The sequence below is a fragment of the Bradyrhizobium sp. Mp19 genome, from assembly GCF_029952935.1.
Classification (GTDB): Bacteria; Pseudomonadota; Alphaproteobacteria; order Rhizobiales; family Xanthobacteraceae; genus Bradyrhizobium; species Bradyrhizobium elkanii.
The window spans coordinates 56,748-69,544 of record NZ_JASAUT010000030.1 but is presented as its reverse complement, the minus strand read 5'-3'; the positions used below and the strand labels follow the sequence as shown (position 1 = coordinate 69,544).

General features: G+C 64.2%; 14 protein-coding genes. 5 read left to right on the top strand and 9 right to left on the bottom strand.

The window, feature by feature from the left end:
* Positions 1–24: 24 nt before the first annotated feature.
* The 6 genes from QJT82_RS28170 to QJT82_RS28145 all read right to left on the bottom strand — a co-directional run bounded on the left by QJT82_RS28170 (position 25) and on the right by QJT82_RS28145 (position 5,315).
* Positions 25–1,293, bottom strand: coding sequence for an AAA family ATPase (locus QJT82_RS28170; protein WP_028342288.1), 1,269 nt, complete (start codon positions 1,291–1,293; stop codon positions 25–27).
* Complete coding sequence (locus QJT82_RS28165) at positions 1,290–2,042, bottom strand: CpaD family pilus assembly protein (RefSeq protein WP_051447972.1); 753 nt, start codon at positions 2,040–2,042, stop codon at positions 1,290–1,292. Before QJT82_RS28165 ends, QJT82_RS28170 begins: the two co-directional genes overlap by 4 nt.
* 8 nt (positions 2,043–2,050) lie before the next feature.
* Positions 2,051–3,529: a type II and III secretion system protein family protein gene (locus QJT82_RS28160; protein ID WP_085970777.1), complete on the bottom strand. Its 1,479-nt coding sequence runs from the start codon at positions 3,527–3,529 to the stop codon at positions 2,051–2,053.
* A gap of 2 nt (positions 3,530–3,531) precedes the next feature.
* Positions 3,532–4,326 (bottom strand): Flp pilus assembly protein CpaB, encoded by a 795-nt coding sequence (cpaB, locus tag QJT82_RS28155; RefSeq protein WP_028342285.1) that lies wholly within the window; start codon positions 4,324–4,326, stop codon positions 3,532–3,534.
* Positions 4,327–4,453: 127 nt separating this feature from the next.
* Entirely contained in the window at positions 4,454–4,978 is a 525-nt protein-coding gene (locus QJT82_RS28150) for a prepilin peptidase (RefSeq protein ID WP_028342284.1), read from the bottom strand.
* Between the two features lie 172 nt (positions 4,979–5,150).
* Positions 5,151–5,315: a Flp family type IVb pilin gene (locus QJT82_RS28145; RefSeq protein ID WP_016842642.1), complete on the bottom strand. Its 165-nt coding sequence runs from the start codon at positions 5,313–5,315 to the stop codon at positions 5,151–5,153.
* A 280-nt stretch (positions 5,316–5,595) separates the two neighbouring features.
* Between QJT82_RS28145 and QJT82_RS28140 the strand changes: the two genes are divergently transcribed.
* The 5 genes from QJT82_RS28140 to QJT82_RS28120 all read left to right on the top strand — a co-directional run bounded on the left by QJT82_RS28140 (position 5,596) and on the right by QJT82_RS28120 (position 9,967).
* A complete protein-coding gene (locus QJT82_RS28140; RefSeq protein WP_026192176.1) occupies positions 5,596–6,426 on the top strand; it encodes a sterol desaturase family protein in 831 nt (276 codons plus the stop codon).
* Between the two features lie 15 nt (positions 6,427–6,441).
* Positions 6,442–7,887 carry a hypothetical protein gene (locus QJT82_RS28135; protein ID WP_028342283.1) on the top strand — a complete coding sequence of 482 codons (1,446 nt, stop codon included), beginning with the start codon at positions 6,442–6,444 and terminating at the stop codon, positions 7,885–7,887.
* A gap of 195 nt (positions 7,888–8,082) precedes the next feature.
* Entirely contained in the window at positions 8,083–8,589 is a 507-nt protein-coding gene (locus tag QJT82_RS28130; protein ID WP_028342282.1) for a pilus assembly protein N-terminal domain-containing protein, read from the top strand.
* 170 nt (positions 8,590–8,759) lie between these two features.
* The gene (locus QJT82_RS28125; protein ID WP_016842646.1) at positions 8,760–9,329 is read left to right on the top strand and encodes a TadE/TadG family type IV pilus assembly protein; all 570 of its coding nucleotides are present in this window, start codon (positions 8,760–8,762) and stop codon (positions 9,327–9,329) included.
* A gap of 8 nt (positions 9,330–9,337) precedes the next feature.
* Entirely contained in the window at positions 9,338–9,967 is a 630-nt protein-coding gene (locus tag QJT82_RS28120; protein ID WP_038387582.1) for a TadE/TadG family type IV pilus assembly protein, read from the top strand.
* A 222-nt stretch (positions 9,968–10,189) separates the two neighbouring features.
* Here the strand turns inward: QJT82_RS28120 and QJT82_RS28115 are convergent, their stop codons facing one another.
* From QJT82_RS28115 to QJT82_RS28105, 3 genes are all read right to left on the bottom strand, one after another.
* Entirely contained in the window at positions 10,190–10,402 is a 213-nt protein-coding gene (locus QJT82_RS28115; protein WP_016842648.1) for a cold-shock protein, read from the bottom strand.
* A gap of 279 nt (positions 10,403–10,681) precedes the next feature.
* Complete coding sequence (gene infA / locus QJT82_RS28110; RefSeq protein ID WP_016842649.1) at positions 10,682–10,975, bottom strand: translation initiation factor IF-1; 294 nt, start codon at positions 10,973–10,975, stop codon at positions 10,682–10,684.
* A 24-nt stretch (positions 10,976–10,999) separates the two neighbouring features.
* A complete protein-coding gene (locus QJT82_RS28105) occupies positions 11,000–12,430 on the bottom strand; it encodes a DEAD/DEAH box helicase (protein WP_028342280.1) in 1,431 nt (476 codons plus the stop codon).
* Positions 12,431–12,797 lie beyond the last annotated feature (367 nt).

Genomic DNA, 12,797 nt, shown 5'->3' with positions numbered 1-12,797 from the left:
GACGTCTTAACTCCACGCGGACCACTATTTGGACCGCAGCTTTTCGAGCAGGGGCGACAGGAAGGACCCCCTCGGCTTCTTGGTCTCGCCGCGGCCTGTCAGCCGCTGCGCCATCTGCAGAAACATCTCGACCGCGCGGTGATTGGCGGAAATCTCGGCGATCATCTGGCCGTTGTTGGCGGCCGAACCGAAGATCTGCGGATCGAACGGGATGGCGGCGATCGGCTGGCTTTCGATCGCCTTGGCGAACTCGCCGGCTGCGATCTCGGGACGCTTCGGCACGCCGACCTGGTTCAGGCAGTACAGCGGTGCGCGGTCGTTGGGCCGCGATGCCTTCAGCAGGTCGAACATGTTCTTGGCATTGCGCAGATTGGCGAGGTCGGGCGCCGCCACGATCAGGATGTCGTCGGCCGCGATCAACGCGCGCTTGGTCCAGCCGGACCATTGATGCGGCACGTCGAGCACGATGCAGGGCATCGTGGTCCGCAGCGTATCGAAGATCGCGTCGAACGCCTCGGCGCCGAAATCGTAGACCTTGTCGAGCGTGGCCGGCGCCGCCAGCAGGCTCAGATGGTCGGTGCATTTCGACAGCAGGCGGTCGACGAAGGCGGTATCGACGCGGTCCGGCGAGAACACGGCATCGGCGATGCCTTGCGCCGGATCCTGGTTGTAGTTGAGGCCGGCGGTGCCGAAGGCGAGGTCGAGATCGGCGACCACGGAATCAAGCGCCAGATCGCGGGCAATCGCCCAGGCGACATTGTGGGCGATGGTCGAGGCGCCGACGCCGCCCTTGGCACCGACGACGGCGACGATGCGGCCGACCGCCTTGGCTTCCGGCGCCGAGAACAGGTTGCAGACCGCGCGCACCACGTCGATCGCATGGGCCGGCGCAATCACGTAATCGCTGACGCCGCGGCGCACCAGCTCGCGATACAGCGTCACGTCGTTGACGCGGCCGATCACGACTACGCGGGTGCCGGCGTCGCACACTGTTGCGAGCTGATCGAGGCCGGCCAGGATGTCACCGCGGCCCTCGGTCTCGAGGATGATGACGTTGGGCGTCGGCGCCGAGCGATAGGCTTCGATGGCAGCCGCCATGCCGCCCATCTGGATCTTGAGGTGAGCCTTGGCCAGCCGGCGATCCTCGCCCGCCGACTGCACGGCGGCAGCGGTCTCGACCGTTTCGCAGAACGCCTGGACCGAAACCCGTGGCGCCGGAGCAATATGGTCGTCCGCGGCCTGCGGCGGGGCGTCCGTCTGCTCTTCGGAGTTTTGCTGCGCGTAGGTGATCATTTTCCTGTGTCGCTTAGCTTGGCCCTGTCGGACTCGGGATAAGTCGTGGCGGTGGTGGTGCCCTTGCGATACTTGTCGAAGGCGATGTTACGACGTGATGTATAGGCAGGGGTTTCCGCGCGCGGCTGCACGAGGTCGGTCGGGTCTTCGACCATGGCTGCGAGGTTGCGCTGATTGGCGCAGCCGAAATTGTAGTACTGCTTGTTCTCGATGTAGGACCCGTTGTGGATCGACGGGCCGAGATCTTCCGGCCAGAGGCCGCACGGCCCGGCGACCGCTTTCATCTTTGGATAGTTCACGCGGATCGCGGGCATCTGGCGCGGATCCTCGGGACGGTATTTGCGAACGAGGATCCCGCGCGGCGGCACGCCGGCGGCGGTGAACGTGGCCTGGATCTCGCGCAGCGATTCCTGGGCGGTCCGTGCGTTCGGCGTGTCGGCGGGAACGTCGATGGTGACTGCGCCAGTTCCCTCGCGCATCCAGTCCTGCGCCATCCCCATCACCTCGGCGCGCTGCTCCGCAGTCAGGCCGCCGCGGCTGCGGCCGACGAAGACCACGATCGAGCGATCAGCCTCGGTGACCGCGATCGGGTGACGCTGGCGATAGTCGGCCGGCGCGTTCACCATCGCGAAGCTGTTGTCGGCGGCGTGCTGGCAGGCGCCCAGCGTCATCGCGAGGCTGACGAGCGCTCCGGCGAGAGCGATGCCGCGCCGGTAACCGGCGGATGTCCTGGATATGGTCTGTGTCATCGTCCGCCTCAGTCCGTAATGAAGCCGTAAGTGCCGCGGTAATTCCGCGCCGGCTCGGTGCGGCCGGGCACGCCGTAGACGCGATTGATGCTGCCCAGCAGGTCGGCCTGCGGATCGGATGCATTGGCGAAGCCGTCATCCGGACGCGACAGGTCCTTCTGCGCCACCGCGCGAACGACATAGGGCGTCACCAGCACCATCATTTCGGTCTGGTTGTTGACGAAGTCCCGGCTGCGGAACAGCGTTCCGAGCACCGGCAGCGACGCCAGCCCGGGCAGGCCATTGATCGCCTGCTTGGTCTGGTCCTGGATCAGGCCGGCCATCGCCATCGAGCCGCCCGAGGGAATTTCCAGCGTGGTCTCGGCGCGCCGGGTCTTGATCGAGGGGATCGTCGTTCCGCCGGCGCCGCCGGTCAGCGAGTTCTCGGTCGAGACTTCCGACACTTCCGTCATCACGCGGAGGCTGATCCGTCCCTCGGTCAGCACCACGGGCGTGAAGTTGAGCGAAATGCCGAATTTCTTGAAGCTGACGGTCTGAACGCAATTTCCGATCGCGCCTCCCGTCGTCGTCTGACAGGTCACGCCGGTCGGAATTGGAAATTCGCCGCCCGAGATGAAGGTCGCCGATTCGCCGGAGATCGCAGTCAGGTTCGGCTCGGCGAGCGTCCGCACCACGCCCGCGCTTTCCATGGCGCGTAGCGTCGCCGACACTGATGGAGCCGCGCCGAACGATGTGGTGAGGGCGTTACCGGGCACCAGCGCCGCGTTGTTCGCCGTGAACGGGTTGTTGTTGGTGAATTTCACCACGGTGGTGCCGTAATTGAGGTTCGCGGTGAGGTCGATGCCGAGCTGCTTGATCAGGCTGCGCGACACTTCGGCGACCGTCACCTTCAGCATCACCTGGTCGCGGCCGCGAACCGTGATGGAGTTCACGACCTTGTCGGCGCTGCCGACCAGCCGCGTGGCGATCTCGCCGGCCTGCTGCGCTTCGATCGGGCTCGCTGCGCTTCCGGTCAGCATGACGCCCTCGCCGACACCCTCGATCTGGATATCGGCATTCGGCAGTGCTGCGCGCAGAGCCGCGCGCACGCCGTTGAGGTCGCGCTTGACCGCGATGTCATAGGCCGCGATCTGCTGACCGGCGGCGTCGAAGAACACGATGTTGGTCTGGCCGACCGTCGCGCCGATGATGTAGGCGCGTTGCGCCGAGCGGACCACGGCATTGGCGATCTTGGGATCGGCGACCAGCACATCCTTGATGTCCCTCGGCAGATCGATCACCACCGATTTGCCGACGCCGAGTGCGAGGAAGCGGGCGTTCATCTGGCCGTCGGCCGCGGCGGGAGCGGCGCGGTAGTCGCCCGCCACCACCGGCGTCAGTGCCGGGTTGAGCGTGAGCGCCGCGACGGCCGAGAACGACAATGCGCGGACCATGAAGGCCCGCATCGTCCGTTGAGTTGCCCCGCCCTTCATCACCTGTGTCCTCATGGTCACTTCTGCATCGTTGCCTGGTTGGCAACGCCAAAGCGGATGACGTTGATGGTCTCACCGCGTCTTTGGTGGTTGTCGTCAGTTCTGACGTCGGTCCCGTTGTTGTCGGCGATGCTGCGCAGCGCTAGCGACAGGACGCCGCTCTGGCGCGCGCGCGCCAGCGTCTCGGTCTGGTCAGGCTTCAGCTCCAGCGTCACCGTCTTGCCGATCAGTGCGTTGGTGCCGTCCTTCTCCTTCGGCGCCTGGTCGATCGCAAGGACGCGGATATTGGTCAGGATGACCTCGGAATTGACGATGTCGGCGCCGCTGCGGTCGGGATTCTTGTCCCGCTTCGACAGCAGGACGTCGACCCGGTCGTTCGGCAGGATGAAGCCGCCGGCACCGGTCTCGGGAGAGATTTCAGTCGATACTGCCCGCATGCCGGTCGGCAGGATCGCGGCCATGAAGCCGCTTCCGTCGGCCTTGACGAGCTTCTGCTCGCGGATCGGCTCGCCCTGGATGAACGGGGCGCGCGCGATCGAGCCGGTGACGTCCTTGATGGCGTCGGCGTGGCTGTCCTTGCGCATGAAGCTGGCGCTGGCGGTCGCCGCCGGCCAGGTCTGCCACTGCAGATCTTCGGCCTTCACTGCCTGGCCGAGGCCGATGTCGGCGCGCGCGACCAGGATGTCGACGGTCGGCAGCTGGGCAACTGGCGGAGGGGCCGCCGGCTTGTCGTCGCTTCCGCTCGCCAAATAAAGCGCCGCAAGGCCGGCGCAGCCTGCAATTGCCAGGACCAGAATGCGGGCCTTATCCATTACGCTTCACTTTCCACATGACGCCGCGACGCTGCCGCCGCCGTGATGGGAGTTGACCAGCTATTCGTCAAAGCATGGTTAATGAGGCGTATCTAAATCGCCTTAACGGGCGGTTACCGCTGCTTTCTCAGCGCATCGCGAAGTGCGCGAGATCGATCGTCTTGATCCAGTCCGTCTCGGGATAGATCAGCAGGGCGCCGAGGGCGAGTGCGATGCCGTAGGGGATTCCGGTCTGCTTGTCGTGCAGGCGGCTGAGCCAGGCCTGGGACGCGAGCGGGTAGGGCAGGGGCCATTGCCGAAGCTGAAGCAAGAGCACGGTCAGCGCACCGCCGAACAAAGACGCAAAGACCAGATAGGGCAGCAGATGCTCGAACCCGAACCACAGGCCGGCCGCGGCCGCGACCTTGGCGTCTCCGCCGCCGACCCAGCCCATCGCGAACATGCCGAACGCCACCACGAGAACCAGCGCGCCAGCGCCGGCATGGGTGAGGATATCGTGGACGCCCATTCCGGTCAGCGGCGCCAGGACAAAGAAGCCCGCCACCAGTGCCAGCGAAATCCGGTTCGGGATCGTCATGGTCAAGAGATCGCTCGCCGCCGCAAAGGCCATCAGGGCCGGAAACAGCATCAAGCGTGCGATGTCGAGGATCATGAATTCATGCCGTCAAGCTGGAGCTGCGGTCGAGACCCGACGCTAGCGGCCAATGGTGAACAATCGGAAAAGGATTGCCGGCACCTTCAACGGAGGCTGCCGATCGGCCCCCGACAAATAGCAAAGGTCCCGGGATTGCCGGGACCTTTGATGCGAATTCGTCGAAGCCGGCTTACTTCAGCGAGCCCGAGATCGAGTTGAAGGTACCCGAGAGCTTCGTGCCGACGCCGTTGACTGCAGCGATGATCGCGATGGCGATACCGGTGGCGATCAGGCCGTACTCGATGGCGGTCGCGCCCGATTCGTCCTTCACGAAGCGCGAAACGAGGTTCTTCATAAAATCACTCCTGTGTACACGTGGCTGGTCGAACTAGATTTGGTCTCGCCGGCGTTCTCAGCACCGTGACCATTGCGGCACCCTAGTGTTGGACGATTTCGGCGCAGTTAATTTGATCGCATAAACTCTGCGGGAACCCGCTGATGTTGCGCACAGTAAATTTGGCATTAAACGGTCCGCTAAAATTGCAGACTGTTGCTGCGATCGGGCGCCTGGGGCCTATTCACGGCTCCTTAAGCGCACATCTATACCCATGGGGCTTCCGTAGTATGAGGCTGCCATGTCCACCCTTCCGATCGAAGTCATCGAGATGCTCGGCCAGACGATGATGAGGGTGGTGCCGATCACGATCGGCCTCGCGCTGTTCTTCACGGTGCTGACCCACTTCTGGGCCTGCAATCCCGGCAAGCCGTGGTGGCAGAAGCGCGAGCTGGTCACGGACATCTGCTACTGGTTCTTCGTGCCGGTATTCGCCCGCGTGCTGCGCATCGGGCTGCTGGTGGTGGGCGCGGCCGCGGTGTTCGACGTGCACGGTGCCGACGAGCTGATCTCGTTCTACGAGAACGGACACGGCCCGCTGGCGCAGCTGCCGCTCTGGCTGCAATCGATCATCTTCCTGGTCGCCTCCGACTTCATGCTGTATTGGCTGCACCGGATGTTTCACGGCGGCGGCTTCTGGAAGTACCACGCCATTCATCATTCCTCCGAGGATCTCGAATGGATCTCGGCGGCGCGCTTCCATCCCGTCAATCTGCTGATCGGCACGATCTCGGTCGACGTGATCCTGCTGATGGCCGGCATCTCGCCGAACATCATGCTGTGGGTCGGTCCTTTCACCACATTCCACTCCGCCTTCGTGCACGCCAACCTGAACTGGACGCTCGGTCCGTTCAAATATGTGATCGCCACGCCGGTGTTTCATCGCTGGCATCACACCGCGCTGGAGGAGGGTGGCGACACCAATTTCGCCGGTACGTTTCCGCTCTGGGACATTCTGTTCGGGACATTCCGCATGCCCGAAGGCAAGCTTCCGGATGATTACGGCGTCGACGCCGAGCAGGGCGTGCCGGCCGAAATCGGCGGACAGCTGGCCTATCCGTTCCGTCATTGACCGGACCGCGCGCGCATGAGTGCTGAGACCGCAACCGTCCCACAGGCGCGGGCCTCGGTGTTCGCCGAAGTCCCGGCCTGGTTCTGGATGGCGTGCGGCGTCTATGCGCTGCTGCTGGTCGTCGGCGACAGGCTGCTCGCCGATTCCGACACCTACTGGCAGATTGCCGTCGGCCGGTGGATCCTCGACCACCGCGCATTGCCGTCGGTCGATATCTATTCCTTCACCAAGGCGGGTGAGCCGTGGGTGTCGTCGTCCTGGCTGGCGCAGGTCCTGTTCGCGAAGGCCTACGACCTTGCCGGGTGGACCGGGCCCGCGGCGCTGGCCGCGGCCTGCGGCGCCGCCACCTTCGCGCTGCTCACCGCCATCCTCAGCCGCGCGCTGCCGGCGATCTACGCCAGCCTGATCGCGCTGGCGGCGCTGGTGCTGACATGCGGGCATCTGCTGGCCCGTCCGCATGTGCTTGCACTGCCGATCATGATGGTCTGGGCAAACGGCCTGATGGTCGCCAGCGAACGCCGCGAGGCCCCCTCGTTCTGGCTGCTGCCGCTGATCGCGCTCTGGGCCAATCTGCATGGCGGCTTTCTGTTCGGCCTGGTGCTGGCCGGCGCCTTCGCGCTCGATGCGCTGTGGAACGCCGCGCCGGCGCAAAGATTGCCGCTGGCGCTGCGCTGGGCCGCATTCGGCCTCGGCGCGCTGGCCGCGTGCTGCGTGACGCCCTATGGCTGGGGGACGATCTTCGCCTCGCTGAGGATTCTCAGCCTCGGTGAACTGCTGCATCTCATCGCGGAGTGGATGCCGGCGAGTTTCAGCCACGTCGATGCGTTCGAACTGACCATTCTCGGCCTGATCGGCGGGGCGCTCTATTGCGGGGTGAAGCTGCCGCTGCCGCGAATCGCCCTGGCGCTCGGCCTGCTGCACATGGCGCTATCCCATGTCAGGAATCTCGAGCTCTTCGCCCTGCTGTTGCCGCTGGCCGTGCTGACGCCGGTGGCAACCCAGTTCGGCTTGCGTGCCGCAAGCGTGGTCCGGCTGAAGGCCACGCCGGCCGTGATGCTGATCGCCGCGCTCTGCGCCTCGACCTGGTTCATTGCGGCGCGCCGGGACATGTCGCCGCCGGCGATCCATTCGCCCGCCGCCGCCGTCGACGCGCTGAAGGCGCACAACGTGCAGCGCGTGCTCAATGATCTGCAGTTCGGCGGCTATCTGATCTGGCGCCAAGTGCCGGTGTTCGTCGACGGCCGTGCCGAGCTTTACGGCGAGAAGTTCGGGATGGCCTATTACCGTGCGCTCCAGCTCAAGGACGTCAACGGCTTCCTCGATCTGCTCAAGACCTACAGAATCGATGCGGTGATGCTCGATCCGGCAACGCCCGCCTCCAAATTTCTCGATCACATCGATGGATGGCAGCGCCTCTACGCGGACGACCGCGTGGTGGTGCATGTGCGTGCCGCCGGCTAGGCGGCGGTCCCCGCGGGGGCGTTTTTCCGCAGGATCACCGGCCGTTGGCCGATCCGTTCCGGAAGTCGTGACATCCGCGCAATTCAGCGGTCGATTTTTGCTCTTCTTAAATGAATTGCCGTCAGATTTGCCTGTGTCGGGCGCCGGTCCGCTGCGTATCGCTTTTGCCGGCTTGTTAACGTCCCGGGGTAAGGTATGTCGTTTCAGTCCCAGCGTATTCGCGCCGTCGTGCGCATTGGATTCATCTCGCTGGCCGCAGCCGTTCTGCTGTGGCCCGCATTCGCAACGGCTGCGCCGGATCCGGACCGGATTGCGGTCAATGTCGATCAGGCCAAGCTCGTCAAGCTGCCCGGCGGCATCTCCACCATCGTGGTCGGCAACCCGCTGATCGCCGACGTCACCCTGCAGAATGGCGGCGTTGTCGTCGTGACCGGCAAGGGCTACGGCGCGACCAACTTCATCGCACTCGACCGCACCGGCCAGGTGCTGGTGGATCGTCAGATCCAGGTCGAAGGTCCGACCGACCAGTTGGTCACTGTTTATCGCGGCGTCGATCGCGAGACCTACAGCTGCATGCCGGTCTGCCAGCGCCGCATCACCCTCGGCGACGGCGAGACCTACTTCAAGTCGACCATGGACCAGGCCGGCTCGCTCAACAGCCAGGCCTCCGGCTCGGGCGCGGCCGCGAAGCCGCAGAACTAGCGCGTGTCCGCGCCGGCGTTTCACACGCCGGGGCAGCCGTCGGCCGAGGCGGTTCATCCGACATGGTTAAGAAAAGCCTAACGGATCGGGTCGCTCTGTCTCGATCCGGCGAAATACTTCGACAATGAGTCTTGGGTAGTTGTTGTCGCCATGTTGATCCGGGGTCGTTGATGCCGCTGCCCGCTCATTCTTTTGCGCGCCTCCTCCATCGCTTTCGCCGAAACCGCCGTGGCGCGACCGCGGTCGAATTCGCGATGGTCGCGCCGCTGTTTTTCGGACTGCTGTTTGCGATCATCGAAGTGGCGATGATCTTCTTCGCGAGCCAGGTGCTGGAGACGGTGACGCAGGATTCCGCGCGCATGATCATGACCGGTCAGGCGCAGGGCGCAAGCTATACCCAGCAGCAGTTCAAGAACTTCGTCTGCGGCCAGGTCAGCGCACTGTTCGATTGCGCCAACGGCATATCGGTCGACGTGCGCAGCTATCCCGCCGCGACGGGCTTCAGCAGCGTCAACATCGCGCCTCCAATCGATTCCAACAACGCATTCATTCCGACCATGAAATGGTGTCCCGGCAAGGACGGCGACGTCGTGGTGGTCCGGCTGTTCTATCAGTGGCCGCTGTTCGTCACCAAGCTTGGCTTCAATGTCGCCAACCTCGCCAACGGCAAGCGGTTGCTGACCGCGACCGCGACATTCAAGAACGAGCCATCCGGCACCGCCGGGGCGACATGCTCATGAGCAACGTCATGAAAACCCGGGCAGCGGCCTTGCTGCGCTCGCTCGCCGCCCTCTGCAATGACCGCCGGGGCCTTGCCGCGGTCGAGTTCGCTTTCGTCCTGCCGCTGATGCTGGTGCTGTTCTTCGGCACCGTCGAGTTTTCATCCGGTGTCGCGGTCGACCGCAAGGTCACCTTGATGGCGCGCGCCGCATCGGACCTGACCTCGCAGTCGACGCAGGTGGTGGATGCCGACCTGCAGAACTTCTTCAGCGCCAGCGTCGGCATCATGACGCCGTACGATCCGACGCCGACCAAGGTCACATTGTCGGAAATCTACGTCGATGCCTCGAAGGTCGCGCGGATCCAGTGGAGCAAGGCGGGGGTGATGGCCACGGGCGCCACGCAGGCCACATTGACGGCCTCGAGCCGCAGTCAGGGTGATGTTGTGACCAGCGTCGTTCCGGCGGCGCTGCTGGTTGCGGGCACCTATCTGATCTTCAGCGAAGTCAGCTACAAATACGTTCCGACGGTCGGCTATGTGATGGCCAAGAGCGGCATCAATCTCACCGATGTCGCCTTCACAAGGCCGCGGCAGTCGGTTTGCGTGTTCTACGCCCCGACGTCCGCCACGATGCCGACGACCTGCTCGACCTATTAGAGCGTTTTCGAGCGAAGTGGATACCGGTTCGCGTGAAGAAAACGCGTCAAAACAAGAATCTAGAGCCCCGTTCCGATTCAATCGGAACGGGATAGGCTCTAGAGCTTTTCGAACGACGCTGACGCCGGTTGGCAATCCAGACAAAAAGGGCCGCATCCGAAGATGCGGCCCTTGATGCTTTAGCGACAATTTCCTGGAGCTTCGCGCTCCCGGGAAATCGGCTTATCCGGCGGCGCGCAGATTGTCGGCCGAGGATTTGCCGGAACGGCGGTCAGCCACGATCTCGTAGGAGATCTTCTGGCCTTCACGCAGAGTGCCAAGGCCGGCGCGCTCGACTGCACTGATGTGCACGAACACGTCGTTCCCGCCTTCATCCGGCTGGATGAAGCCGTAGCCCTTGGTCGCGTTAAACCACTTCACGGTTCCCATGCTCACGTGGGTAGTCCCTTCTCAGATATACAAGTTCAAGACCCGCTGATCGGCGGGGTGGTGAGATCGAATTTTTGGAAGGGTCGTCAGCGTCTGAACCGGCTGTACCGGTATTGGCTAATGTCGTCCGGCCGAAAATCGATGGGTAGGATATTATTCGATAGAAGGCTTCAAAACAATCCTGAAAACAATCCTGACGTGCGCGATTTTTTGGCCGGCGCAGGCGCCGGCCAATTGTTCGCAGGACATCAGGACGTCATGCCCGCAGCGGTTGCAATACCCCGCTTATCGGCGGCGGAACTGGCCGCCGCGCTGCGCTCCGCCCCGCGGCGGGCCGCCGGGCGCGCCGCTCGGACGTTCGTCCTTGTGCCGGAAAATCAGGCGCCCTTTTTCGAGATCGTAGGGCGACATTTCGATCGTAACGCGGTCGCCGGCCAGCGTCTTGATGCGGTTTTTCTTCATCTTGCCGGCGGTGTAGGCGACGATCTCGTGCCCGGCATCGAGTTGCACCCGGTAACGAGCGTCGGGGAGAATTTCGGTCACCAGTCCTTCGAACTGGATCAGCTCTTCCTTAGCCATATGTTTCTCCAGATCGAGCGACGGCTAGTGCTTCGGTCGGTTGTTGCGGTTGTGTTGCGGATTCGGCCGGCTCTCGCGATGCAAGAAGGCGACGCCCTGAATGCCTTCGCTGTTGCCGGCCTGCGACGGACGCGGCGACTCGCCCCGGCTCGTCTGCGGCGCGCCATTATTACCACCTCGACGGCGGCGGCGGCGAGGGCCTTTTGCACCCGGAGCGGCCTCATTCCCACGGACATTATGTGCCCGGGGCGCAGAACGGCCGCCCCGGTGCGGGTGGGTGGCCTGCGCCGGCGCGGCGGCCTCGCGGCCGCCAGGGGAGCTGCCTTGTGTGCGGCGGTCTTCCCGCGGCACGGTAATCCGGATCAGCCGCTCGATGTCGCGCAAATAGCCCATCTCCTCGGCGCCGGCGATCAGCGAGATCGCGATGCCGTCGGCGCCGGCGCGCGCGGTGCGGCCGATGCGGTGGACGTAGGTCTCCGGGATGTTGGGCAGGTCGAAATTCACCACGTGGCTGACGCCGTCGACGTCGATGCCGCGGGCGGCGATATCGGTCGCCACCAGCGTGCGGATTTCGCCGGAACGGAACGCCGCCAGCGTGCGCTCGCGGTGGTTCTGGGACTTGTTGCCGTGAATCGCATTGGCCTCGATGCCGGCCTTGGCAAGGCTCTTCACCACCTTGTCGGCGCCGTGCTTGGTGCGGGTGAAGACCAGGGCGCGGTTGACCGGCTCCTGCTTCAGCAACTGGGCGAGAACCGTCGGCTTGGCCGCGAAATCGACCTGGATCGCGCGCTGGGCGATGCGATCCACCGTCGAGGCCACCGGCGTCACCGCCACGCGGGCCGGGTCGCGCAGCATCGCCTCGGCGAGCTCGGCGATGTCCTTGGGCATGGTGGCCGAGAAGAACAGCGTCTGGCGCCGGATCGGCAGCTTGGCGACGATTTTCCGGATGTCGTTGATGAAGCCCATGTCGAGCATGCGGTCGGCTTCATCGAGCACCAGGAACTCGACCTGGTTGAGCTTCAGTCCGTTGCTCTGCACGAGGTCGAGCAGGCGGCCGGGGGTGGCGACCAGCACCTCGACGCCCTGCATCAGGGAACGGACCTGGCGGCCCATCGGCACGCCGCCGATGGCGAGCGTCGAGGACAGCCGGATGTGGCGGCCATAGGTGTTGAAGCTGTCGAGGATCTGCCCGGACAGTTCGCGGGTCGGCGAGAGCACCAGTACGCGGCAGCTTTTGGGCTGCGGGCGGACGCGGTTTTCAAGCAGCCGGTGCAGGATCGGCAGCGCGAAGGAGGCGGTCTTGCCGGTACCGGTCTGGGCGATGCCGACGACGTCGCGGCCGGCAAGGGCTAGCGGGATGGTCTGGGCTTGGATGGGGGTCGGCGTGAGATAATTTTCTTCTCGGAGCGCGCGGGCGATGGGATCGGCGAGGCCGAAATCCTGAAAGGAGGTCAAAAGGTGGTTCTTTCCATAAAAGCCGTCGTCGTCCCGGCCCATATCGGCCGGAAGCGCAGGAAGGCATTCGGGGACACCCGCGTGTCTGGGGCGTCAAGCTGGGTTAGCTGAAAGGCGAGCCAGAAGCCGCTTGGGGCAGCTTGAACACGCAGCTCGCGAAGGCACCGCGATGTCGCGGGCATGGCGAGGATATGGACCAGGAACTGGGCGGTTTCAAGATGAGATCGTCATCTTTGGTGCCCGGAGTTCGCTGAACCATCGCGCAAACTGTCACAAATCGGTGCCGGAAATTTAGCCAAGACTGCGATTTTGCCTACAAAATAGTCTGATTGCTCTTTCGGCAGTCAAGTTGATAGCTCAATGATTG

What these genes read in the sequence shown, in the direction of transcription:
- QJT82_RS28150 (WP_028342284.1), bottom strand. Translation starts at nt 4,978, where the DNA reads ATGATCCTCGACATCGCACGCTTGATGCTGTTTCCGGCCCTGATGGCC.
- QJT82_RS28165 (WP_051447972.1), bottom strand. Translation starts at nt 2,042, where the DNA reads ATGACACAGACCATATCCAGGACATCCGCCGGTTACCGGCGCGGCATC.
- QJT82_RS28120 (WP_038387582.1), top strand. Translation starts at nt 9,338, where the DNA reads ATGAAAACCCGGGCAGCGGCCTTGCTGCGCTCGCTCGCCGCCCTCTGC.
- QJT82_RS28170 (WP_028342288.1), bottom strand. Translation starts at nt 1,293, where the DNA reads ATGATCACCTACGCGCAGCAAAACTCCGAAGAGCAGACGGACGCCCCG.
- QJT82_RS28135 (WP_028342283.1), top strand. Translation starts at nt 6,442, where the DNA reads ATGAGTGCTGAGACCGCAACCGTCCCACAGGCGCGGGCCTCGGTGTTC.
- QJT82_RS28160 (WP_085970777.1), bottom strand. Translation starts at nt 3,529, where the DNA reads ATGAGGACACAGGTGATGAAGGGCGGGGCAACTCAACGGACGATGCGG.
- QJT82_RS28140 (WP_026192176.1), top strand. Translation starts at nt 5,596, where the DNA reads ATGTCCACCCTTCCGATCGAAGTCATCGAGATGCTCGGCCAGACGATG.
- cpaB (WP_028342285.1), bottom strand. Translation starts at nt 4,326, where the DNA reads ATGGATAAGGCCCGCATTCTGGTCCTGGCAATTGCAGGCTGCGCCGGC.
- QJT82_RS28130 (WP_028342282.1), top strand. Translation starts at nt 8,083, where the DNA reads ATGTCGTTTCAGTCCCAGCGTATTCGCGCCGTCGTGCGCATTGGATTC.
- QJT82_RS28145 (WP_016842642.1), bottom strand. Translation starts at nt 5,315, where the DNA reads ATGAAGAACCTCGTTTCGCGCTTCGTGAAGGACGAATCGGGCGCGACC.
- infA (WP_016842649.1), bottom strand. Translation starts at nt 10,975, where the DNA reads ATGGCTAAGGAAGAGCTGATCCAGTTCGAAGGACTGGTGACCGAAATT.
- QJT82_RS28125 (WP_016842646.1), top strand. Translation starts at nt 8,760, where the DNA reads ATGCCGCTGCCCGCTCATTCTTTTGCGCGCCTCCTCCATCGCTTTCGC.